Annotated in this window: 25 protein-coding genes and 1 tRNA gene; 9 read left to right on the plus strand and 17 right to left on the minus strand. The window is 33.8% G+C overall.

Going from position 1 to position 23952, the window contains the following annotated elements; genetic code table 11:
* Positions 1–41: 41 nt before the first annotated feature.
* On the plus strand, positions 42–632 hold the full coding sequence (locus ACFSRZ_RS15725) for a PhnA domain-containing protein (protein ID WP_379667530.1): 591 nt from the start codon (positions 42–44) through the stop codon (positions 630–632).
* Positions 633–728: 96 nt separating this feature from the next.
* Here the strand turns inward: ACFSRZ_RS15725 and ACFSRZ_RS15730 are convergent, their stop codons facing one another.
* The 4 genes from ACFSRZ_RS15730 to ACFSRZ_RS15745 all read right to left on the minus strand — a co-directional run bounded on the left by ACFSRZ_RS15730 (position 729) and on the right by ACFSRZ_RS15745 (position 5582).
* Positions 729–1829 (minus strand): DUF4407 domain-containing protein, encoded by a 1101-nt coding sequence (locus ACFSRZ_RS15730; protein WP_379667531.1) that lies wholly within the window; start codon positions 1827–1829, stop codon positions 729–731.
* A 117-nt stretch (positions 1830–1946) separates the two neighbouring features.
* Positions 1947–4178: a M56 family metallopeptidase gene (locus ACFSRZ_RS15735; protein WP_379667532.1), complete on the minus strand. Its 2232-nt coding sequence runs from the start codon at positions 4176–4178 to the stop codon at positions 1947–1949.
* Positions 4175–4546 (minus strand): BlaI/MecI/CopY family transcriptional regulator, encoded by a 372-nt coding sequence (locus ACFSRZ_RS15740; RefSeq protein ID WP_379667533.1) that lies wholly within the window; start codon positions 4544–4546, stop codon positions 4175–4177. Before ACFSRZ_RS15740 ends, ACFSRZ_RS15735 begins: the two co-directional genes overlap by 4 nt.
* 82 nt (positions 4547–4628) lie before the next feature.
* Positions 4629–5582 (minus strand): TlpA family protein disulfide reductase, encoded by a 954-nt coding sequence (locus ACFSRZ_RS15745; protein WP_379667534.1) that lies wholly within the window; start codon positions 5580–5582, stop codon positions 4629–4631.
* 181 nt (positions 5583–5763) lie between these two features.
* Here ACFSRZ_RS15745 and ACFSRZ_RS15750 point away from each other — a divergent pair, with 181 nt between their 5' ends.
* Positions 5764–6393 carry a peptidylprolyl isomerase gene (locus tag ACFSRZ_RS15750; protein ID WP_379667535.1) on the plus strand — a complete coding sequence of 210 codons (630 nt, stop codon included), beginning with the start codon at positions 5764–5766 and terminating at the stop codon, positions 6391–6393.
* Positions 6394–6419: 26 nt separating this feature from the next.
* On the opposite strand, the gene ACFSRZ_RS15755 is transcribed toward ACFSRZ_RS15750, so the two are convergent.
* Positions 6420–7808, minus strand: coding sequence for a dipeptidase (locus ACFSRZ_RS15755; protein WP_379667536.1), 1389 nt, complete (start codon positions 7806–7808; stop codon positions 6420–6422).
* Between the two features lie 92 nt (positions 7809–7900).
* On the opposite strand from ACFSRZ_RS15755, the gene ACFSRZ_RS15760 reads away from it, so the two are divergent.
* From ACFSRZ_RS15760 to ACFSRZ_RS15770, 3 genes are all read left to right on the plus strand, one after another.
* Positions 7901–7982: transfer RNA gene (locus ACFSRZ_RS15760), tRNA-Leu, on the plus strand.
* Between the two features lie 114 nt (positions 7983–8096).
* Positions 8097–9188, plus strand: coding sequence for a serine hydrolase domain-containing protein (locus ACFSRZ_RS15765; RefSeq protein ID WP_379667537.1), 1092 nt, complete (start codon positions 8097–8099; stop codon positions 9186–9188).
* Between the two features lie 283 nt (positions 9189–9471).
* Positions 9472–9672 carry a hypothetical protein gene (locus ACFSRZ_RS15770; RefSeq protein WP_379667538.1) on the plus strand — a complete coding sequence of 67 codons (201 nt, stop codon included), beginning with the start codon at positions 9472–9474 and terminating at the stop codon, positions 9670–9672.
* 48 nt (positions 9673–9720) lie between these two features.
* Here ACFSRZ_RS15770 and ACFSRZ_RS15775 read toward each other — a convergent pair whose 3' ends face one another.
* From ACFSRZ_RS15775 to ACFSRZ_RS15805, 7 genes are read right to left on the minus strand one after another with little or no spacing between them, the layout of a single operon-like run.
* Positions 9721–9903 carry a hypothetical protein gene (locus ACFSRZ_RS15775; RefSeq protein WP_379667539.1) on the minus strand — a complete coding sequence of 61 codons (183 nt, stop codon included), beginning with the start codon at positions 9901–9903 and terminating at the stop codon, positions 9721–9723.
* Between the two features lie 59 nt (positions 9904–9962).
* Complete coding sequence (gene gwsS / locus ACFSRZ_RS15780) at positions 9963–11033, minus strand: grasp-with-spasm system SPASM domain peptide maturase (RefSeq protein ID WP_379667540.1); 1071 nt, start codon at positions 11031–11033, stop codon at positions 9963–9965.
* On the minus strand, positions 11026–11208 hold the full coding sequence (locus tag ACFSRZ_RS15785) for a hypothetical protein (RefSeq protein WP_379667541.1): 183 nt from the start codon (positions 11206–11208) through the stop codon (positions 11026–11028). Before ACFSRZ_RS15785 ends, gwsS begins: the two co-directional genes overlap by 8 nt.
* Positions 11201–12154 carry a hypothetical protein gene (locus tag ACFSRZ_RS15790; protein WP_379667542.1) on the minus strand — a complete coding sequence of 318 codons (954 nt, stop codon included), beginning with the start codon at positions 12152–12154 and terminating at the stop codon, positions 11201–11203. Before ACFSRZ_RS15790 ends, ACFSRZ_RS15785 begins: the two co-directional genes overlap by 8 nt.
* A 40-nt stretch (positions 12155–12194) precedes the next feature.
* Complete coding sequence (locus tag ACFSRZ_RS15795) at positions 12195–12779, minus strand: hypothetical protein (protein WP_379667543.1); 585 nt, start codon at positions 12777–12779, stop codon at positions 12195–12197.
* A gap of 12 nt (positions 12780–12791) precedes the next feature.
* The gene (locus ACFSRZ_RS15800; protein ID WP_379667544.1) at positions 12792–12980 is read right to left on the minus strand and encodes a hypothetical protein; all 189 of its coding nucleotides are present in this window, start codon (positions 12978–12980) and stop codon (positions 12792–12794) included.
* Between the two features lie 57 nt (positions 12981–13037).
* On the minus strand, positions 13038–13247 hold the full coding sequence (locus ACFSRZ_RS15805) for a hypothetical protein (RefSeq protein ID WP_379667545.1): 210 nt from the start codon (positions 13245–13247) through the stop codon (positions 13038–13040).
* A gap of 617 nt (positions 13248–13864) precedes the next feature.
* On the opposite strand from ACFSRZ_RS15805, the gene ACFSRZ_RS15810 reads away from it, so the two are divergent.
* The gene (locus ACFSRZ_RS15810) at positions 13865–14836 is read left to right on the plus strand and encodes a hypothetical protein (RefSeq protein ID WP_379667546.1); all 972 of its coding nucleotides are present in this window, start codon (positions 13865–13867) and stop codon (positions 14834–14836) included.
* Positions 14837–14864: 28 nt separating this feature from the next.
* Complete coding sequence (locus ACFSRZ_RS15815) at positions 14865–15272, plus strand: DUF6438 domain-containing protein (protein WP_379667547.1); 408 nt, start codon at positions 14865–14867, stop codon at positions 15270–15272.
* 335 nt (positions 15273–15607) lie between these two features.
* Here the strand turns inward: ACFSRZ_RS15815 and ACFSRZ_RS15820 are convergent, their stop codons facing one another.
* Genes ACFSRZ_RS15820 through ACFSRZ_RS15840 form a run of 5 tightly spaced genes read right to left on the minus strand, consistent with a single transcriptional unit; the run spans position 15608 to position 21083 of the window.
* The gene (locus ACFSRZ_RS15820) at positions 15608–15961 is read right to left on the minus strand and encodes a DUF6686 family protein (protein WP_379667548.1); all 354 of its coding nucleotides are present in this window, start codon (positions 15959–15961) and stop codon (positions 15608–15610) included.
* Positions 15962–15979: 18 nt separating this feature from the next.
* Positions 15980–18175 (minus strand): PepSY domain-containing protein, encoded by a 2196-nt coding sequence (locus ACFSRZ_RS15825; protein WP_379667549.1) that lies wholly within the window; start codon positions 18173–18175, stop codon positions 15980–15982.
* Positions 18176–18186: 11 nt separating this feature from the next.
* Positions 18187–18681, minus strand: a complete 495-nt coding sequence (locus ACFSRZ_RS15830) for a DUF2271 domain-containing protein (protein WP_379667550.1) — start codon at positions 18679–18681, stop codon at positions 18187–18189.
* Between the two features lie 3 nt (positions 18682–18684).
* Positions 18685–20178, minus strand: coding sequence for an ankyrin repeat domain-containing protein (locus tag ACFSRZ_RS15835; RefSeq protein WP_379667551.1), 1494 nt, complete (start codon positions 20176–20178; stop codon positions 18685–18687).
* 2 nt (positions 20179–20180) lie between these two features.
* A complete protein-coding gene (locus ACFSRZ_RS15840; RefSeq protein WP_379667552.1) occupies positions 20181–21083 on the minus strand; it encodes a DUF6607 family protein in 903 nt (300 codons plus the stop codon).
* 86 nt (positions 21084–21169) lie between these two features.
* Here ACFSRZ_RS15840 and ACFSRZ_RS15845 point away from each other — a divergent pair, with 86 nt between their 5' ends.
* Together ACFSRZ_RS15845 and ACFSRZ_RS15850 are read left to right on the plus strand one after the other, a co-directional pair.
* Positions 21170–23248 carry a TonB-dependent receptor plug domain-containing protein gene (locus ACFSRZ_RS15845; protein ID WP_379667553.1) on the plus strand — a complete coding sequence of 693 codons (2079 nt, stop codon included), beginning with the start codon at positions 21170–21172 and terminating at the stop codon, positions 23246–23248.
* Between the two features lie 18 nt (positions 23249–23266).
* The gene (locus ACFSRZ_RS15850; protein ID WP_379667554.1) at positions 23267–23893 is read left to right on the plus strand and encodes an HmuY family protein; all 627 of its coding nucleotides are present in this window, start codon (positions 23267–23269) and stop codon (positions 23891–23893) included.
* Positions 23894–23952 lie beyond the last annotated feature (59 nt).

The raw sequence follows: 23952 nt of genomic DNA on the forward strand, positions 1-23952 counted from the left end.
TAATTTAAAGAGTTACTTTTACAACGTTAAAAAAATGACTGATGAGCTTATTACAGGAATTACAAGAGAGAAGTGGAAATCAATGCGAATTGTGTGGTGCTAAAGATGGTTTGGCAATCTATGAAGTTCCACCAATTTCTACAGGAGGTGTAGATGGTAGCTTATTGGTTTGTACAACGTGCAAAGGACAGATTGAAAAGCCAGAAACAACCGACGCGAATCACTGGAGATGTTTGAATGATAGTATGTGGAGCGAGTATAGAGCTGTAAAGGTTATGGCTTGGAGAATGTTATCTCGATTAAGGGCTGAAGGGTGGCCTCAAGATCTCTTAGAAATGATGTATTTAGAGGAAGAGGAATTGCAGTTTGCCAAAGCAACCGGAGAAGGATTGGAAGAAAGCGAAAAAATTATCCATAAAGATTGCAATGGAAATGTACTGCAAGCAGGAGACTCTGTTGTTTTGATCAAAGATCTAAAAGTAAAAGGGTCTAGTATGGTAGCAAAACAAGGAACAGCAGTCCGCAGGATTTCATTAGACCCTGAGAACGCTACATATATTGAAGGAAAAGTAGGAGCTCAAACAATTGTTATCATTACAGATTATGTGAAGAAAATGGTGGATAAAGAATAAAAGCCATCTTCTTATTTGGTCTTTGCGATCCCGAATTTATGAGGGAGAAGCAATCTGCTAAAATTAAAAGACTGCTTCGTTTCACTCGCAGTGACTTTATAAAAGTTTCTTCTGCTTTGTGTAAAAAGCATCTGCCTGATCTTGCATCATCTGTTTAGCAACTTTACGTTTGTAGGCATATACATCTTCATCTTCTTGAATGTCTGTATACACTTTTCCGTTAACCACAACATCAGCATCTAATAATACTCCTCGTTGATGTACTTGTTGCTCTACCCAAGTTTTTACAGCTGTTTCTTCGTCTTCCAGTTTGAAATCGTATTCTCCTTTTGGAGATACCAGTTTCGCAAAAATTGGAGCGGTTTCTACCGCTAAAAAGAGTAGGAAGATAAAGAATGAAGGTAACCAAGGAAGTTTTCCTAAAGCGTTGATCCTAGCCATAAAACCATCAAAATTGGAGATGATAGGTTGTGTATCTTGCTCTGCTTTTTTCCAATCAGCTTGCAACTGCCCAATAGCAGCTTCGTTATTTAAGATTTTCTGATTGTTATCTTGTTTTAACTGACTTAATTCTAATAAAGCAGCGTCGTGTTTGTCTCTTTTTTCTTGATAAACAGGTCCTTTTCCTAAAAGGAGAGTTCCTTTTCGTCCTTCGGCTTCTGCGATATAGGTTTCATATAGGTCGTTTACTTCTTTTTCCTTATCTGCAATCTCATCTTTTAATGCTTTGATGCCATTGTTCAATTGGGCTATTTCCGGTTCAAACTGTTTGGCAATTTGCTCTTTGTTTCTCAAGGTCATCTCGTTCTTTTCTTCCAAGATTACTTGATTGATCTCTTTTTCAAAGATTTTTAACTCTAAAGGTTTTGAAATAACCATGGCAATGATCATGGCTAAAATGAGTCGCGGAGTTGCTTGTAAGAGCTCTTTCCATTTTGAGTTGCTTTTTTTTATAGTGGATACAATGAACCTGTCTAAATTAAAGATGAGCAATCCCCATACGAGCCCAAAGAATAAGGCTGTGTAGATATTATCAAAAACAGTATATAAAGCATAGCTGGCGGCTAAAGAAGCCATAACTGCGGTAAAGAAGACAGTGGCTCCAATACCTGCATATTTGTTTTGCTCGCCATTTGAGCAGGTGTCTATAAGTTTGAGGTCGACACCAGAGCAAAGGAGGAAGAATTTTTTTAACACGAGATTGATTTTTAAGTTGGTTACAAGTGTATAACGTGCTAAAAGTCAATTTGTTTCTTAAGGGAAAGTTAAAAGCCAGTTCATTTGAACTGGCTTTTAATTTGTTGTAACGAGATCTTATCCTTCTTTTTCAATGAGTTTCAATCGTTTACTCCATTGTTTGTAAGCTTTTCTTGCTTTAGCTTTTTCTGCATCACTCATTTTATCTCCCATAATTTCTGGAGGTGGTGGAGGTATATTCTTACGATCTTCATCTGTTAACTCAGATCTTAATTTGTAATATACTTTTCCTTGTTCTGTGATAAGTCTTAAGTAAGGAGTAATAGGGTTTTTAGGTCTGCTAACTCGTCTTTTTTGATCTCTAGACATTCTAAAATACATGCCACCTAAGTCAGAAAACTCTTGTTTGATTCTTTTTTTATCTTGTTTAGATTTATGAACAAAGTGCTTTCCTTCTTTTTGCAAGCGTTTGTATAGTTTATGCTTTTTCTTGTACTCTTTTACAATATCAAGATCAACGAATTTTCCATTTTTATAGTAGCGAGCTACTCTTTCTACTCTGTCAAACGTGTAATAGTATCTCTGTCCATCAATAGTGATATACCAACCTTTGTGAAATTTGATGGTTTCTTGAATTGCTACAGGAGTTTCTACAACCTCAATAACTTCAGGCTCTTCAACAATCTCTTCTCTAATTTCATTTGCTTCAATTACTGTTTCTCTTAAAGCAGGTTCGTCTTCTATAACTTCTTCTACTTCTTCAACCCCTTCAGGAACTTCTCTGATCTCTACCAATTCAACAGGAACTTCTGTTTCTTCTATGATCTCGCGTGTTTCAGCTACTTCTTTTGATTCTTTTAGCTCTTTCAATCTTTTAGCAACCTTAGGAGCTTTACTCTCTTTAGGTTCTTTTTGCTTTCTTGGCGGTGGTGGAGGCGGAATTTTACTTTTCTCACCTTTTTTTACTACCTCGATTTTAACAGGTTTTGGAGGTTTGTTTTTTTGTGCCCTAACTTTTTTGTTATACTTTTCTACATATTCCTCGGTATACAATGAATATTGATGTTCTTGAGGAAACTTCTTAGAACGAGCATTATTATATACATAGCTTCCGCTGTAGCTCTTAAAATCTGTATGCTTGTATTTGTTAAGAACGCTGTTGTCTACCGGTTTTGAGTCGATCCAAACCGCATATTTCTTTTTATCCTTTAACTCCTCGTATTTTTTAGAGCTAATTTGTTTTTTTGTTAACTCTCTAGGAGGTGGTGGAGGTACTAACTCATTAACATTTTTAACTGTCTTTTTCTGCGCTTTAGACATCATAGAGTACAGTAAACGCATTTTCCTTAACTCTTTTAGGTTAAATACTTTGTCTTTTACTGATCTTTCTAGCAAAGCTTTGTATTCATCCATTTGAGCTTTTGTGGCTTTTCTTTTTTGTTCTTTTACCTCAATTACCTGTGGTTTCTTCTTTTTTGATTGTGCTTCTACACGATCTGCAAACAAGAATACCAATCCCGTTAGTAAAGGTAAAATGGCCAACTTTTTCATAAATATTGTTGCCCTAGAATTGGGTGTTTTCATCATTAATAATCGTTTTTTTGTAAGTGAATAATTCAAATTACTGGCCAAGTAATATTTGTTTTTCCAGGCAGCTTTATCTAACAATAGATATTGATACCTGGTAATATCTTGATGGGATGCAATTACCTTGTCATCCGCTAAGAATTCGTGATTTAATTGAATGGCTTTCTTTAAAGGATAAAAGAAAGGATTGAACCATAGAACGATCTGTAAAAACTCTATGATCAATACATCCAAAGTATGTTTTTGTGTTACATGAGTAAGCTCATGCGTAAAGAGTTCGGTTTCTATCTTTTTTGCAAAAAACTCTTCTTTATTGATAAAGATGTAATTCCAAAAAGTATGAGGTAAAATAGCGTCTTCTACCAATACAACTTTAGCACTCTTATAATGCACTGTTTGATTGGTTTTGATCTTTAATATGATATCTACAAAGCTTTTTAAGAATCGAATCAATAATATTGAAGAAACAAACAGATAGAACATCACAAAATACTGTGTGAAATTGATGGAGTTATCTACAGGAACTTCTGCTGGTAATAAAAACTCATGACTTTTAGGAATTGCTATTTCAGTATAATCTGCAACCATCTCTGGTGCTGCTTCTACGTAGATGATAAAGAACGGAACGATGAACGAAAAAAGGACACTCCCTAATAAATAGAACCGATTGAATTGATGCATTTTTTCACGCTCCAAAACCAAGTGATAAAATGCAAGGAGAATGGCTAAACACAATCCGGATTTGATCAAATAGGATATCATTTTTTGTTCTCTTTGATTTGTTTATCTATAATCTTGCGTAATTCCTCTAACTCTTCATTACTTAAATTGGTTTCCTTAGTAAAGAACGATGCAAACTGACTGGCTGAGTTGTTAAAGAAATTTTTGATCAAGCCATTTACATGCTTAGAAAAGTAATCCGACTTTTTAACCAACGGATAATACTCTCTAGATTTTCCAACAGTTGTATAAGCGATAAAACCTTTATCGGCCATTCTTTTTAGCAAAGTAGCTACTGTTGTTGTTGCAGGCTTAGGATCAGGAAAATCTTCCAACAAATCTTTCATAAAAGCTTTGTCGCGTTTCCATAAATATTGCATTACTTGTTCTTCAGCTTTGGATAATTTCATAAGGTGTCATTTTCGTACTCTACAAATATAGAATAAAAAGTTTTGATTCTACAATTGTAGAGTTAAAATTTAGTTAAGCCTTTTACAATTCATTAGAGAGATAATCTTTTATATCATCAAATGCATTAAATGTTTGGATGATCTTGCCATTTCCTTCTATTAAAAAATAAGTAGGGAAGACAGAGATCATCAGGTCTTCAGTAAGAGAGCCTGCATATTGTTTTTGACGATAATTCTTCCAAGGATATTGTTTCTCTTGTAAGAAACCTGACCAAACTTTTTGTTGCCTGTCTGTTGATATTCCTATCAATTCGATGTTCTTTTGTTTAAGCAAATTGGGATTCTTTAAAAACTTTTGATGGTCTTTTATACAAGGTGGACAGTTGACAAACCAAAGATCTAACAAGTATTTTTTTGAAGGTTCTGTTTCGATTTTGATTGTATTGCCTGCAATATCTTCAAAGTCGTATTTCTTCAGGTCAATACTATGTTGAGATAGTATCTTATCTATGCTTTTATGAACAGGAAATGCTAGATGATCTTTGAATGCTTTGGGTTGATCTTTAAGCAGTGATTGTAAGTTGCGTACTTTCTCTTTATCGTTTTTGTTTTTGTAAAGGTAATAATCGGCTGTTTGTAAAGAAAGAGGGTTGTTGATGTTCTCTTTCGTATAACGAATCAGCAGTTGATTAATAACTTCATCTTTCGCCTTTTCTTTGTAAAGTTGTCTGTACTCTTTCTGAAACTTTTGAGCTTTATAAAAAAGATCAGATCCGAGAACTGTATCGATCTCAAAACGTTTTCCAATGCTTCCTTTGATGATCAGGTTTTTACCATTCAGCCATAATTGCTTTGTTCTTCGTCCTTCTTGAGTAAAGAACCATATATTGTACATATCATTGATACTGTCTTTGAATTGAACTCTCAATGTATCTGAATAGGGAAGTATATAAAACTCCCGATCCTGAGCAATGTTAGATACAAATACGCTATCTATTTTCAAATTGGAACTCAAGTACAAATTTAGATCTGCCAATTCCTGATCTTTTTCTTTGGAATTGCAGTTATATAGCACAAGGACTAGAAGACAAAAAACAATTTTCTTAAGCATTATTTTTCTTTTGCTCTACAAACATAGAATAAAAATATTAATTCTACAAACGTAGAGTTTAAATTGGAATTCATTTTACCTATCTTTGAGACATAAATTTTAAGGTATGATAAGAAAACTGATAGCGGTCGTTATTTTGACTTCTGTGGTAGCATGTAGTCAGAAAGTGTTTAAAGAAAAGTGGACTAAAGAAAAAGCTCCTGAATACTTCAAAGCTCGTTTTGAAACAAGTCAAGGGAATTTTGATATTGAAGCTAAAAGAGAATGGTCGCCACAAGGTGTAGATAGATTGTATCAGCTAATAAAGAGTGGTTTTTATACTGATATTGCAGTATTTCGAGTTGTGCCAAATTTTGTAGCTCAGTTTGGAATTCACAATGATAGTTTGGTAAACTCAGGTTGGAAAGAATACAAGATTGATGACGAGCCTGTTGTAATGAAAAACAACAAAGGAACAATTTCTTTTGCTAGAGGAGGAGTAAAGACCAGAACAACACAAATCTTTATCAACTTAAAAGATAACAACAGGTTGGATGATATTGATTATTCAGGTGTAAAAGGTTTTCCGGTAATTGCAAAAGTAACTTCAGGAATGGATAATGTATTGAAGTTTTATGGGAAGTACGGAGATAAATTAGGGTTCCGACAAGACTCTATTCAAAAGTATGGTAACAAGTTCATCAAAAAGAATTACCCTGAGATAGACTTTATCAAAACAGCATATATTATAGAATAAAAAAAAGAGCCTTGAGGCTCTTTTTTTTATTTTGATAATTCTGTAAAGTACTTATAGAATAATGGAATGGTTTCAATTCCTTTCAGGTAATTAAAGATTCCAAAGTGCTCATTAGGAGAGTGAATAGCATCACTGTCCAATCCGAATCCCATCAGAATTGTTTTACTTTTCAATTCATCTTCAAACAAAGAAACAATAGGAATACTACCACCGCTTCTCTGTGGAATAGGAGTGACTCCAAAGGTATCTTGATAAGCTTTGCTTGCTGCTTGATATCCGATACTATTAATTGGAGTTACATATCCTTGACCTCCATGATGTGGAGTTACTTTTACTTTTACAGATGCGGGAGCTATGCTCTCAAAATGCTTGGCAAATAGTTGAGTGATCTCTTCCCAATCTTGATTAGGTACCAAACGCATAGAGATCTTAGCATAAGCTTTAGAAGCAATTACTGTTTTTGCTCCTTCACCGGTATACCCTCCCCAAATTCCGTTGACATCCAACGTAGGACGAATCGAGTTTCTTTCATTGGTGGTATATCCTTTTTCTCCGTACACATCATCAATATCCAAGGCTTCTTTATAGGCTTCTAATGAAAAAGGAGCTTTTGCCATTTCATCTCTTTCCGCTCTGGTTAACTCTTCAACTTTGTCGTAAAATCCGGGAATGGTAATATGGTTGTTCTCGTCGTGTAGAGAAGCGATCATTTTTGTTAATACATTGATTGGGTTTGCTACAGCTCCACCGTACAATCCGGAGTGTAAATCTCTGTTAGGTCCTGTAACTTCAACTTCTACATAGCTTAAACCACGCAATCCTGTAGTGATAGAAGGTTGTGTATTGCTTATCATACCCGTGTCTGAGATCAAGATCACATCGTTAGCCAATTTCTCTTGATTTCTTTTTACAAACCACCCTAAGCTTTCAGATCCTACTTCTTCTTCACCTTCAATCATGAATTTTACATTGCAAGGAAGATTCCCTGTAGATGTCATGTATTCTAAAGCTTTAACATGCATGTACATCTGACCTTTGTCGTCACAAGCACCACGAGCAAAAATAGCCCCTTCAGGATGCAGTTCAGTTTTCTTGATCACAGGTTCAAAAGCAGGAGAATCCCATAAGTGTAAAGGATCTGCCGGTTGTACATCATAATGCCCGTAAACTAATACTGTAGGAAGACTTGGATCGATGATCTTTTCTCCATATACAATAGGATAACCCGGAGTCTCGCAAATTTCTACATGATCGCATCCGGCTTTTTCCAAACTTTCTTTTACAGCTTCTGAGGTATTTAATACATCTTGATTAAAGGCAGGATCTGCGCTAACAGACGGAATTTTAAGTAGTTCGATTAATTCATTAATGAAACGATCTTTGTTATTTTCTATATAAGATTTGATATCTGACATGGTTTGTTTTTAAGGAAAATCAAAAATAGTAAAATTCCTATGAAAGGGCTTTGCAATTTCAGTTGAATGCGTATATTTGCAGTCCAATTGCCGCGGGTGTGGTGGAATTGGTAGACACGCTAGACTTAGGATCTAGTGCCGCAAGGCGTGGGGGTTCGACTCCCTTCACCCGCACAGCTTATAAGCCGCTCATTCGAGCGGTTTGTTTGTTTATAGAGTATACCTCAAAATAGTTAGAGCTTACTTGTAAAGCAGTTATACAATATGAAAATGAAAACCTCACAGTTTATGAAAAAACAGCTTGTAATTTTTTTCCTGCTCACTTGTTTGATTGGAAAATCATTTGCACAGGCAAAAAACAATAATGTTTTTAGTAAAATAGATGCATATCTAGAGGAAACTATAGATAGCTTAAAGATTATTGGTTTAAATTATGCAATACTTGTTGATAACAAAATTGTACATAAAAATTCATTTGGTTTAGCAAATGCTCAACTTAATGTACCCATGACTATCGAAAAGTCTTTTCCTGTAGCTTCAATATCTAAACTTTTCAGTTCAGTTGCTCTTTATAAATTATTAAGTATTCATAAACGTGATGTGAGTGAAACGGTAGAAGAGTTTCTTCCAAACAGAAAAGATTTGCCTGAATCTTGGAGAAAATTAACTCTCAAGCAGTTACTTTCTCATACTTCAGGTATTCCTGACCAAATTGATTATCAAATTTATTTAGCACCTGAAAGTGAGAAGTCTGTTATTACTGCCATAAAAGATAAGCCGTTTAGTTCTACACCAGGAACAGAAAACAAATATAACGCGACAGGGTTTTTATTGATTCGAGCAATAATTGAAAAGTTGGCAAATAAAGAATTTGAATCTTATATGCAGTCTGAATATTTCGATAAGTTCAACTTAAGTTCAGCTAAATATGGTGGGTTTAAAAAAGTGATTCTAAATAGAGTTACTTGTTACCAAAATAGAAATGGAAATTTAGAGATGTTTCCTCTCAATTATTCGCCTCCAATGTATGCAGGAGCCGGATTAAATGTTACAATAGATGATTTGATAAAGTGGTTCCAAATAGTTCAAAAGGAAAAAATATTGACTAAAGAACAACTCGAAGAGGTTTGGACACCTGTTAAGTTAAATAATGGAAAAGATGGATATTTTGGATTAGGTTGGGAAGCATATAGACTTCATGGAGCTTACAGAATGGTTGGGCATGGAGGCGCTGGAATTTCTTCTTTCAGACATTATTGGAATGAACAAACTCAACAAAATGTTACAGTAGTTTTGTTGACTAATGGAGCTTTAAACTGGAGGATTAGACCCAATCAGATCAATTCACAAATTGCAACTATGATGTTAGAAGAAGAGTAAATTACATTATGTAGCAATGTGTGTTACTAAAAGTATTTAAATAAGGTACGGGATACTTTCTTCACCCGCACAACAAAAAGCTCTCAATTTATTGAGAGCTTTTTTTATGAAACCCATTTGAGAAGCTCAATTTATGGTTTTCCATCAGGTGGTTTGGATATAAATGAATATCTTCATAACATCTTATAGAGAATTACTTACCTAAAATTCCAGTCTTTTTCCCCTGTTCTACTATCAAGTTTGGAATTATTTTTACCTCAATAACGCATAAGAGCAAAGTATCATGAATCTACAACTAACTTCAAAGCAGAAATCTGTGATTGTTGCACTAAGCAATCAGCATTTGACCAGCTCAGAAATTCTAAGCAAAGCACAAAAAGTTCCACACATTTTAAAACTGTATTCAATTTTAGATGAATTAAGAAGAAAAGGAGTCATCCAAAGCTATATGAAAGATGGTGTAAAATACCATTGTGTAGCTTAACCATAAATGTATTTTATGATTTTCGAATACAAAGAATTCTAGGTTTGTTTACTTTTTTCTTTTGTATTTGATAATCTCTCCAAATGCTTTAACGTTTAAGTTATCACCTTTTAAGATATAACCAGTACATAAATCTCCTTCAGTTATATTAGAAAATGTAAAGCAGATTTTATCTTTCTTAGCATACCAATAACGCTTATTGAAAACTCTGGAAGATTCTGTAGAAACCATTTTCATCAAATAGTTAATTTTTTCATTTTCATTTCACTTTTTCATTGCGGCTAACTTTTCTACAGCTTTTTCATATCGTAATATTCTATAGCTTTATTTTTGACGGGATTTTCTTCCCAATTTTCCCACTCATTTGTGTAAGGATCATAGCCACACTTTAGTGGCTTAGAGTATTGGTTTTCTATATTCTCGATGTATGCTCTACAATCTGTACAAACATATCTAAACTCACAATCTTTACATACTTCAATGTTATCTTTGGTAAGGGACCAATATTTTTTAAAATCTTTTTTATGAAGAGATTCCTTTAATGAAACGTTTTTAATATTCCCAAAACTGTGTGTCATTGATGGGCAGTTTTTGATATTGCCCTGAGTATCAATGGATATTTTGCCATTTAAACATGAATTACAATTTAAACTTTCTGTAAAAGATTTGATATTAATGCTAAAATATTTAGAAGAAATTATTCCACAATTTTTAGGAGATAATTTGTTCTTTAGATAAACAATGTATGCTCTATTACCTCTTATAGGTGTTATAAATTGATCTGAATCAGAATTAAAAACGTAGAATGAGTTTATTCTTGGATAATCTGATAATAACACTGATAATTTTTCTTTTGAAAATTCACTAGAAAAAGGAAGCAAAATATCTATGGATAAAATGATTGAGTTTTTTTTATTTAAATGGTTAAGAAGATTTAGTATGGTATTGTAAGTAATGGTGTCGAAAAAACGTAGTTGAACATGTTTACATTTTAACTCATTAAGTTGATCTAACCCAGATACTAATTCATATTTTGAATTAATATCAAAATCTAATATGGCATTACTTATTTCAAATGGATAATGCCAATCTAATTTTAAATTAGGAAACAAATGAGGTGTTTTAGTCTCAAATACTAACTCGTTTTGCTTTAAGAATACAAAATATTCATCTATAGTTTCATCATACTCATTATTGTATAGCTTTTTAATCTCAATGATAGTCTTATTAGAGTGAAGTATTAGTATTTCATATAAATCATTAGGGATGATGTATAATTCGTTTCTTTGCAAGTCACAAATAACACTTCTTTTTGCTCCTTTTACAGGAATACAGTTAGCAAATAATTTTATCTTATTCATCAAAGGTTATGATTTTTGATATTGGTCGATGAAAGCCTTCAAAATAATCACTTGAAGATTGATAATTTTTAACCTTGACAGAAGCATTTACCTTTTTTAAAAGAGGGTTTTTTTTATAAAATTCAACTTCTTGTATTGTAATTGGTAGTATACTTTTATTTTTAATCTTATCCATTTTTTTTACTTATTAAGTGGTCTACAATATTTTTTTCAATGTAGTAGTTACAATTTTTGGAAACCCAATCTAATTGGCCTTGAGGATTTATTTCAAGAAAAACATATTCATTTTCAGGAGTAACTATGATATCGATTGAACCTGAATTTATTCCAGATAGTTTTAGAAACTCATCAATCTGAGTTTTAATTTCATCAGGAAGATTTACAGGGATACATCTATTAGGTAGGTAGGCATCATACTCTCTATAGTCAATTTTCGTTTTTTGATTTTCTTGAGAAAAGATAGCCATAGAGAAATACAAACTATCAAAGATAAATACTCTGATTTCATAAATTTTCTCAACGTACTTTTGGGCTAGAATAGGAGAGAACATGTTGTCTAATCTATCAAGATGTTCTTGTTTAATTAAAAAAGTTTTAGATGAATTATGATGAATATCTTCTATATTTATATTTACTGGAGATCGAATAGTTTTTGTTATAACTCTTTTTTCCGAATTAAAAAACCTTACTAATTCTTTCTTTAAACCAGTAACAATTGTTTTGGGAATCTTTAATCCAGCTTTTTGAGCATAGTATAAGTTTAACAGTTTGTAGTTTTGATCTTCTTTATAAAAACTACCTATATAAGTAATATTATCTTTTAAATGAAACTCAAGAGACTTAACAATAGCGTCATTCTCTTGCTTTATATATTTAAATACCTCTAATTGATTTATCCCTCTAGGAGTAATATTTAGTCTTCCTCTTCTATGGATTACAATATCATTAGATGATATTTCTTTTCCTAAAAGTTGAATCTGCCCTATGTTGGAAGATAATTTGTACGTCAAAGGAGAATATGATTGGGTGTTTAGACGTAAAAATTTTATTTCTTTAGCAATCAACCATTCAATAATATAATTTGTTGTCACATCGTCTTTCTCAGAAATAATGAAGACCATTTCTCTAATTTGATTTTTTCAATTTCATATGTATTTATAATTACTTTTTGTTATAAATAACTCTTCCATTTTTAGCTAATTTTGGCGGAAATCCTATTCTGTCATTTATATGCCAAAAGATGTAAGCCTTTTCATATTCTGATATTCTATTAGCTTTATATTCGGATGATAGTAATGCTTTAATTTCATCGAAATATGACCTAGGGGAATGAACAAAAAGTAAGTAAGCAGATGCACGCTTGGCTTTTAAGCGTTCTTGACTAGGGAAGCCATATTTCTTAGTTAACTGAAGTAATTTATTGGTATTTGAATCATCAATTTTTCTCATTTCATTGTAAACACTATCTACAGATTTCTTATACTGATTATATCTTTCTCCTAATTTTTTCTTTTTCATAAAGTTTAATTGGTATTGTCCATTATTACTCTTTTTATCAACTTTATAAATAGAATCAATATCCCAAATAGCATTTCTAATATCTTGGTCAACAGTATACATTGAATCAACTATTTTGTTGAGAAATTTAATATCTTTACGATTTAACACCTTCTTTAAAGGTGAGCAATAAATACCCACCAATAAAAAAAGCATTAAACACCCAATTATTTTGACGTTTAATTTCATGTTTAACTGTTATCAAATAGAACAAGGTCCACAGTCAGTTGTATAAATAATTGTTCCTGGTTCATTATCATCCCATAATCCATCCTTGTCCCAATCTTGAAATGAATCACTTTTAGTCTTTGTGCATCCAACATTATCTACTGAAGGCAAACCTTCAGTAGCAGTTAGACCTTCATGCCTTCCATGAATACATTTACTCATATGAGAAATACTTAACTTATTATTTTTAAAATCTGATATTTTTTTCATTTTTCTTGCTTAACATTCAATTACAATTTCTTCTTGTCCCGACTCACCTGGATTCCATTTCCCATCGCCATTACAATCATCAAAAAAGTCAGTTTTTTTAACTTGACATCCATTTTCATCTTTCCATTTATCAGATGTTTTGACCAATTTACCTATAAAACCACCCATGAACTTATGTGCTGATGAGTCATTTAATTTAAATTTTTCTAAATTTTTCATTAATTTAATTTTTAAGTTTTCACCTACTCTGTTTAAGGCTTTTCAGTTTCCGCCTATTATTACGCAATAATGCTTTATCCTAAAAAGGAATAATACTGATGAAAAATGTGGTAAGTGAAGGGAAAAATGTTCTAAGTAATGAACATCGCAACTTTTTTTGATTTTTCATATCATTTTCATTAAATTTTTAATTCAAATGACTGAAACCCGTGAGGGCTAGATTTCAATCGTTTTACCCGATTGTAACAGTTCTATAAGTTAGTTTTAGGTGATTTTTTTCACTAAAACTAGGTTGACTGTCAGTGTAAGATACTGCAACTAAATAATTGATTTTTTCTGAAATGGACAAAATTTTAACAACTTTTTTCAACGTATTTACCTCGATCTTGAAAGCTTCATTTTTTGTTATTGGAGTAAGACCGAGTAAATTTTCTGTATGCCTTGTTCTGAGTGGGAATACGCGTTGTTAATCCAATAATTTTTTAGAATTATTTGTCTAAAATAAACATCCGAAAATCTCCTTTCGGATTTTTTTATGCCCGCTTTTTTCGAGTAGGGTTTTTCATAACTCGCCTGTTTTCAAAATAATACAGATTATGAACTTAAAAACCACGATTATGAAGGCACGATTTTTAAACAGATGGGTACTGTTACTACTAATTTTTTCAGTTACTTTTTTAGGATGTAATAATGATGATGATATGTCGGTGTTAACCGATCCCATCGGTGATAATAATGGTGGTGGAGATGATGATGGAGGAGGACCGCAATCTGGAACTCAAGGTGAGATTACTTTGTACAGAGTGTCTGGGAATGACATTCAGAAAATAAGAGATTATCAGGTTTCCGGACAAGATATAGCTTACCAAAATGATGTAGCAAGACATCAACAATTATGGGGATTTACTAAGGATGTTGTACCTGTAGCTCATAGAAACAAAATGAATGAGTTTATGATCTACAATGGAAGTGTTACGGGATCTGCCGGATATGTAGTGCAAACCAAACAGGATCTATCTACTTGGCAAATGGGATTGGCGATCAATTTTGCGGATGATCAGAACGAATTATTGTATACCATCATTCATGAGTTTGGACATATTTTAACATTAAACGATACTCAAATAGATGCGAGTGTAGGCTCAGGTTCTTGTAGCAATTACTTCCCTGGAGAGGGTTGTGCTAAAACAGATTCTTATATCAACAAAATGCACAGTTTGTACTGGGCTGACATCTGGGAAGAATTTCAAAATGCACAAAATGACGAGTCGGCTCACCAAGCATTCTATGTAAAATACCAAGATAGATTTGTAACCAATTATGCAGCTACAAATCCGGGAGAAGATATTGCAGAAGTCTTTGCAACTTTTGTAACCAGAAACAACAGACCTGCAGGAAATACCATTGCAGAAAAGAAGATACTATTAATGTATGACTACCCGGAACTGGTACAATTAAGAGAATATATTAGAGAGAACTTAGGGTCTAACAGAGGAAGAGCAAGAAGTATTTTGCCTAGCCCAGGTAGCTGGAAAAAAGCAAATACTCTAGGAAACGCAAAGAGTTCACATTGTGGACATAAACATTAATAAATCATAAAGGAAAAAGATGAGAAAGATGAAAATGCTATTAGGTTTGATTTTGATGATGAGTTTCTCATGCAATACTGTAAAGCAAGATCCATCCGATCCATTAATACAGTTGACAAAGAAACGTTGCTTTGGAAAATGTCCGGTATACGATCTGTATGTTTATAAAGATGGATTGGTAAAATACAATGGAATAGATCATGTGAAGAGGAGAGGAAAGCACGAGTTTACATTATCAGAAGATCAATTGACAGAGATTAAAAATGTATTTGAAGCTGCAGGTTTTGAAACGTTGGAAAGTCAAGAAAAGAAAGTGAGAGATCTGCCTATAACCCAAGTTAGCTTTCAACACAAGAAAGTACAGTTTATAGGAAACGATATTCCTAAGGAAGTTAAAAAAGGAATTGGACTTTTAGAAAGAATTGTTGGGATATAGAAAAAGAAAAGATCTAGGTAGGGTTTTTTCGGAACTCCCTGTTTACTAGATGACAAATGTAGTCAAACCGACTGTAATTTGATTAATTGATTTATATAAAGCTCCTCTTTTGGAGGGGCTTTTTTTAAAAAATAAAAAAAAATAAAATTTAGGGTAGGGTTTTTTTTAGACTGCCTGTTTTATAAAAGAATATTGAAAGTTTTTAAAAATACACCATTACTACAACAAGTAATTTAGTTGGTTGATTTTTAGTTAGTTTGGTTTCCCTAGAATCGAACAAAGAAGAGGCTCCTCATCGCTGAGGAGCCTCTTATATTTTATAAAGAAATTGTTTGCTAGTTGAGAATCAACGTGTAATCAATATCATCTAGCTCTATTTCCTGAAACTTATGATATGATTTAAAAGAAAGAAGTTTTTTTAATTCTTCGATCTCTTTTCGATTAAATATCAAAATCAGATTTTTTTGTAGAGACGGAATGGGAATATTTTTCTTGATCACAGGACAAGGGTAATTAGATTCCCAATATTCCAAATTGATGTTGAACACATAATCTCTAAACTGTTTCAACTCTTTTCTACTAAACTCAAAGAAGATATTATTGAACATTAAATGATAATGATTACAGTTGGTACATAAGCTTAGTTCTCCACTTTTGACTTTTGCGATTGTTTTTATTTTGCTACACATAGGCTTACTTTTTTTGAATTAATAACAATCTGTTTTTATTTGCCAGCCAAAACTTGCCAGCTCAGATTGTAGTTTTTCTTGAACAATAGATTCTAAAACCTTCCTTACACCTTTCTCCATAGCTAAAGAGCCGCAAATCATGATCACACCTTTTTTTGCTAAGACAGTAGCTATGAGTTCTGATTTTTCTTTGATACTATCTTGAACGTATTGTTTGGATTCTTCCTCTCGAGAAAAGGCTAGATGCAAACTGCTCAATTGTTTTGTTTGCAATGCTTTTTGAGCAATCTCTGAATACAAATCAAAAGAAGGTTTAGTTCTTCCTCCCCAAAATAAATGCGCTTTGATATGACGTTTGTTCTCTTGAATCATCCCTATAAAAGGAGCAATTCCGGTACCATTTGCAATCATCACTACCTCAGGTACTTTTTTAGGAAAATGAAATGCTTTGTTTTTCTGAACCCCGGCTTCTATAGTATCATTAGCGTTCAATTGACTGAAGAATGAAGAGCAAACACCTAAGTCGTGTTTCTTGATGCTCAGTAAAACATCTTTTCCTTTGATCCCAACAGAATAATATCTTGGTACAGTTTCTCCTTGGGGAAAGAATTCTAAGAGGTCTCCCGATTGGTAAGCTGTTTTTTTCTTGGGGCGCAATTGTAAGAGGAATGTTTGATCTTGATTAAGATCGGTTCTATTTACAACGTCAAAACGATGTTGTTTTTTGGGTTTAATATTTCCTTTAGGTTCTTCTATTTGGAGAGATACGTTTGTTTTTGTACTCCAATCCTGGACCCATTTTGAAAAATCTGAGAAGGATTGGTTATGTATTTTATACAGATCAGTGGAAGCATAGAAGTTTGAGTTTTGCTTTAGAGTAGTGTCAATATCAATAGCAAACTCACAAAAATCTTCGTAGGCCAAAGAGCCAAAACCAACAACTGAAAACTGAACTTTCTGTGTGTGTTCTACTGCTTGAAACTTCTGAATGAAGTTTTTGGCATTGGCAGGAGCTTCGCCTTTTCCATAAGTAGATGTAAAAACAAGAAGGTGTTTGAGGTTTTTGAATTCTTTGTATTGATTCAGCTCCGTGATATAAACCTTTTTGTTGAGGTTTTTAATTGCATCAAATACCAATGCTGCCGGCTTATAAGTATTCCCTGTTTCCGAACCTACCAAGATCACATATTCAGCTTCGTCTGAACGATAGGTATTGGAAGGAATAGAAAAAGATTCCTTTCTTCTTTTGAAGGTCATGTAGAACCCGGAATAGATAAAGTACAAAATGGATGCGGTAGATAACAACAAGACAAAAGACCACAACATACTTCCTCTTCCGGTATGCAAAAACAGACTTAAGGAAGAAGCGAGCGAAACAAAAGGATGCTTTACCTCACTAACAATAGCACCATTGTATTGGTGAACAACCAGCTCTGTATGTTTCAGTTTTACAAAATAGTAATCTTCAGGATCTTCAGAGAAAGGAAATTCTATGCTTTTGATCTCTTTTAAAGAGGTATTCTTAAAGATTTCAAAATCAGCAATAGGCTGTTTGGTATCCGGGATGTTTTCAACGGTTTGGATGCTATGATTGATCTTCTCATCAGGAAGCAAAGAGAATTTTTCAAGAGAAAGATACACGCCCGTTAGTGTAATAATCATGATAGGAACAAGGGTGAGCCTTCCTAAGATCACATGATAGTATTGATTGTTGTCTTCTTTAACTACTTTAGAAAAGAACTGAGGAATTCCTCCTTGTCTTTTAATGATAAGAAGTACTCCGGTAACAGCGATCAGAAACAGAAAGAAAGAAACAATGGCAATAATTACTCGCCCGGTAGTTTTTAAAAAGAGAGAGCGATGCAAGTTGGTAGCGAATTGAAAAATTGGTGCTTTTTCAATAATGTCTCCAATTTTTTCTCCGGTTAACGGATCGATATAGAAACGATCGTCAGCTCCTTCTTCTGTAATAACAGAGGCAATAATAAAACCGTTATGATCTTTTTCTAGTGTAAGAACTTCGTCATATTTTTCATTCAAAATTTGAATAGTACTTGCTAATGAATGTTTTTCTACATCAGTAGCATAAGGTTTTAGCTGTTCTGATATAGGTTCAAAAGCCAGTATAATTCCGGTAATGGAGGCAACGAGGATAAAAACAAATGAAGATATAGCCAAAGCAAGATGACTATATCTCCAAATAGAAGTGATCATAAGATAGATGATTATTTTTGAGGAATCATACGAATGTATCGGATGAATCCTTTTCCTTCAACTTTACCTTTTACACTTTCCGATGTCAATTCAAACTCAACATCGTCTTTGTAATATTCCTGATCTTCAACGGCCGTTTCAAATCGGATCTTATATCCTTTATCGATCTTGTCGTCTTCAATTTCAATAACTGAGATGGCTCTTTTTCCTCCACTGATGGTAGCTCCGGTAATTGCATCAATATCAGTGCGTTGTTTTCCGTAGTAGTTCCACCATTCAGTAATGTCAAAATACCATTCATCATCATCACCATGAACATATAAGGTTTTTTCATATTCTCCTTTAGGGTTTAAGAGAGAGATAGCGATGTATGCTCCTTCACCATTATAATTGGTCATTTGTATCATGCACTTGTATTTAGGTGATGGGGTTTTCATCGTAAATCCAAACACAATGGCTAGAATAAAGATCGATGCGATTGTCTTAAAAAGTTTATATCGTTTCATCTGTTACTTCAGGAATTGGATGTCAATATTATTTTTTTGTAAGAGCTCATTTTCTGCTGCCAGTGCATAAACAGATTCATCAAAATCAGTTTTGATTCCTTTGTTGGCACCAATGCTCAATAAGTATTTTAAGATGGTATCATCTTTTGCTGTCATGGCTGCCTGATGCAAAGGAGTCAAACCATCTTTGTTCTTAATGTTTACGTTTACACCAATTTTGTGTACCCATTTTAGAAGGTCTAAATTATCAGACTCAAGAGCGATGTGAAATAATGAGTTTCCGTCTTTTTGGTTTTTTGTGATGTCAAAACCTTTTTTAGAAACTAAGGCTACTTTCTGTTTGAAATCATCAACTTTTCTTGGGCTGTAGGATCTAACCAAGTAATAGCCCAGGTTGTTACCTTTTTTATCAGTCACATGCACATCAGCACCTTTTTCAATTAAGAAGCTTACAACTTCAGGAGAGTTTCTTTGAATGGCGTTGGTCAAAGCTGTTTTCCCATCTTTATTTTGAGTGTTTATGTTCTTTACATGTTTAGAAAGCATAGAAATGATCTTTACGTCATTCATCAAAGTTGAATTTAGAAAAGGAGTATTTCCGTTGCTGTCTGCTTGATTTACATCCACGCCCTTAGAGAGAAAGTACTTATATATGCCCATGTCCTTCCCTCTGTAGGCGATTGAATGTAGGGGGGTTATCCCATCATTAGTAACAACATTAGGAGCTATCCCTAATTTCTCTAAGTATTGGTATGTTTCTAAAGTATTCTTTTTGTTACGTGTACCACGGCTGGCAAAGATCATTGCGTTTCCGCCCTTTTTATTAGGCTTTTTGTAGGATAGTCCTTGCTTTACTAGGAAGTTCATTAATTCAATATTCCCTGTTTTAGCAGCGTAGTTAAAGATTCCGTTTCCGTCGTTGTCTGTACTGTTCACGTCGATTCCTTTTGAAGTAAAGTATTTGATTAATGACATATCCTTTATAAATGGAGCAACCAGTAACAAAGCATTTGCTCCACTATGATTTTTCTCTGTTTTAGGATCGGCACCGTGTTCAATACAGAAGTCGTATAGTTTGGTGTTCAATTGTCCGGTAGTAGCTGCAAAATTCAAAACAGAATATCCATGACTATCAACAATATCTGTTTTTGCGCCTTTGTCTACCAAGTATTTCATCATTTCCAAATTGTCTCTGTAGGCAGCCCAGAAGATATAGGTTCTGCCATCGTGCGTAAGTTTATTTACTCCGTTTCCTTTCTTAGACAATAAGTACTTTACAGTTTTGTTATCTGCTTTTTCGATGAGTGCCCAAGTAACGGCATCAAAGGCAGCTCCATTAAGAGCAGTAATATTGTTTCCTTCTGCTATCTTTAGATCGATGTCTTCTATGCTTGGGTTTCCTTTCCAATAGGCTCTGTCTAAAAAGACGTTCTTTTGAGCATAACCAATGGTGGCAAGGAATAATAAACCTGCAAGAATTGTTTGTTGAATTCTCATAATTATTTGATTACAAATGCGTCAATGATCTCACCGATCTTTTTGTCTTCTTTTACCTTATCTGAGAATAAATGCTTGTAAAGAACTTTGTTGTCTACCTTGCTCTCTAATTTTAGATTTGCATTTCTACCATATACTTCATCCCACTTGGTTCTAACCTTAGCCCATTTGTTGTAGTTCTTTTTCCACCAATCTTGAGCTGCTTTACACCTACTGTCATCTACTTTTACATAGGTGTTGTATCCTTTTTCTTGAGCAATGATTACATCTTCTGTACCGACCTTTCTAACAACTTTGTCGTTATCTTGATCGTGTACCCAACCAAATTTGGTTACTTCATGTCTGTTACCTCTAACAGTTACATTATAATCACTTCTCTTTGTGTACTCTCTTCTTGGTAGGGGAGCATCGGTTCTGTTTTCCCAATAACTTTTTCCATCTACGTGTACCCAAGAACCCGATCCTTCATATCTAGGGCTATCATCTACTTGGTATACTTTCTGTGTCCATTGTTTCTTTACTTCAGACTTAGGTTTCTTTTCGTAAATCCAAGAGTTGTCTCCGTTAAACATGTAGAAGTCTGTGTTTTGATACAACCAGTCTTGTCTCCAGTGCTTAACAATGTATGGGCTAGAAGGTTTTCCAACGATTAATAAATGTTGAATAGAGATCTTATTATTATCATCTGTAACCAACTGTCCCCATTCCAATCCTTTGGCAACTTTTGTTTTTGATGGCTTATAATTAGGGTCGTCACTATAATTAAATGTCTCAGCGAAGTTGAAGGTTACTTCAAAACATCCGCACATGCTTTTGATAGCATTTCGGTCTTTTTTCTTTTTACTCTGTGCACTTACAGTAACTGCAAAGCTTACTAGCAATATTGATAATAATACTCTTCTCATGATTCTCTGTTCTTAAAGAAATTTATTTAACTTTTATTTAGATTGAATTAAAATAACATATATATTTGCGACAAATATAAAATAGAATGAGTCTAAATAAAAATAATATTTGCTTTTTTTTCTCCCTGATTTTTTCCATTTCTCTTTTGGCTCAGGAGGGAACTCAAAAGAAAGATTCGATCAAAACAGAAAAATTAGATGAGGTAGTTGTAACCGCCACCAGAACGCTTAGACAGTTGTCTTCTTTACCTATGCCTGTACAAGTGGTAAGCAAGGCAGATATCAAACGTTCCAATTCGGTAAGGTTATCAGATATTTTAAATGAGCAAACGGGATTGATCACGATCCCTGATTTTGGAGGGGGAGAAGGAATTCAACTGCAAGGGCTGGATTCACAATACACTTTAATATTAATAGACGGGGTTCCATTGATTGGAAGATCGGCAGGAACTTTAGACTTAGAAAGAATTACCATTGGTAATATCAAACAAATAGAGATTGTAAAAGGAGCATCATCCAGTTTATATGGTAGTGAAGCTTTGGGAGGTGTGGTAAATATCATTACAGAAAACCCAAAATATGGTTTTAGAGGAAATGCCAATTACAGATCCGGTGCTTTTGGAACACATGATATAAGTACTTCTGTTAGTCATAAGAAAGAAAAATTGGGAATTACAGCTTTTGTCAATAGATATAGTAGTACTGGATATGATCTTTCTGATACCAATGTAGGGAATACTGTAGAGCCATTTTCTAACTATACATTTGAAACAAAAGTAACCTATGATCTCTCTGATAAAACAGATTTTATCTTTTCAGGGAGATACTATATACAAAATCAAGATAATGTTGCATCTCAAACCTTAAGAGGAGAAAGCGAGATCAACGAATGGAACTCAAGATTTAAAATTACCCATAAGCATAGTGATAAGTGGGTGAGTTTAGTTGAGTTCTATGCAACCCGTTATAAGGCGGATGAGTATTTAAACAACGCTGATGGTTCTTTATTTAGCGATAGTTTTTTCAATCAATTTTTCATTCGACCAGAGTTTAGATCCACACTAGAACTGAAGAAGAATCAGCTTACGTTAGGATTGGGTACAACGCATGAGTCTTTAAAAAGAACATCGTTCTCTACCAATCCGGTATTTAATTCGCCTTATATATTTGCGCAATACGACATGAATCCTACAGAGAAGTTAAACCTGATCTTAGGAGCTCGTTACGATAACCATAACAAATACGAGTCGCAGTTCAGTCCTAAGTTTGCTGCAAACTATAAATTTAATAAGAAGGTTTCTGTAAAAGGATCTGTAGGCTATGGCTTTAAAGCTCCGGATTTTAGACAGTTGTACTTCGATTTTACCAATGCTACAGTAGGATATACAGTTTTGGGATACAATGCTGTATCTACAGCGATACCTTTACTACAAGCACAAGGACAGATCGCCAATATTATTGTGCCAATTTCTGAGTTTCAAGATGCTTTAAAACCGGAAAATTCTGTGAGCATCAATATAGGATCTAGTTATAAAATCTCTTCCAAAGTTTCTACGACAGTTAATTTGTTTAGAAATAATATAAACGACTTGATAGATACTCGTGTGATAGCTAATAAGACCAATGGGCAGAATGTATTTAGCTATTACAATGTAAACGAAGTATACACGCAGGGAGTGGAGTTTAATTCTACTTGGAGACCTAATGATCAATTAAGAGTTTCTGTAGGATATCAATTGTTGTACGCTAAAGATAAAGAAGCGGAAGAGGCTTTTGAAAATGGACAGGTGTTTGCCAGATTAACACCAAGTTCGCCTTCATTTCAATTATCCAAAAGTGATTATTTCGGTTTGTACAACAGATCGAGACATATGGCAAACATCAAATTGTTTTACTCAGTTCCGAAATGGGAATTGGATGCAAATATTCGTGCTACCTATAGAAGTAAGTACGGATTGTTTGATAGCAATGCGAATGGCTATTTAGATCGCTACGATAGCTTCGTAGATGGGTATTCTGTCATAGACTTAGCTGTTAATAAAACCATTTTTAAAGATTATCAACTCGGTGTGGGAGTAGACAATGCTTTCGATTTTACCGATGCACAAAACATCAGTAACATTCCGGGTAGAATCGTATACGGAAAACTTAATATTCAATTTTAAATACCTAAATAAACTATAATGAAAACTATTAAAATTTTAACCTTATTTGTACTAACAGCATTTTTTGCTTCTTGTGATGATAATGATACAGTTACTTTATTGGAAGTAGAGTCGGAAACAGTTTCTAACTTACATGCGCCACAGCAGGGAGGACAAGGGCAACCGGTATCGGGAGAGTTTACAAAATTCGATTTCGAGACAGGAGCAATAACTACAAGCACCACAGATTGGGATATTGCTTTTAGAGGAACTTCTATCATTGTAAACGGAGGTGTTTCTCTAGGAACAGCTGATGAGCCGGAAAGAACAGGGGATGCAGCATTGTATATTGTAGACGCAACTTTTGCGGCAGTAGCAGGAGCTAATGAGAATTTGTTAACTCAAGATAGCGCTTCCGGGTATGCAATTGCTACAGGAAGTGGAAATGGATGGTACAGTTATGCAGGACCTCCAACGCATTTGATCAACCCAATTGCTGGAAAAGTAATTGTGATCAAAACAACGGATGGGAAATTTGCAAAAATGGAGATCTTAAGTTACTATAAAGATGCACCGGCAAACCCTAATGCTTTTACAGATGAAAGCAGATACTTTACATTTAACTATGTATACCAACCAAATGAAGGAATAGCAATCTTTGAATAAGAATTTGTCTTTTATACTCGTTTTTGTTAATTAATCGAAAAGCCCCTCTCCAGAAATTT

Origin of the sequence: Pseudotenacibaculum haliotis, from assembly GCF_042684245.1 — a bacterium.
GTDB lineage: Bacteria > Bacteroidota > Bacteroidia > Flavobacteriales > Flavobacteriaceae > Polaribacter > Polaribacter haliotis_A.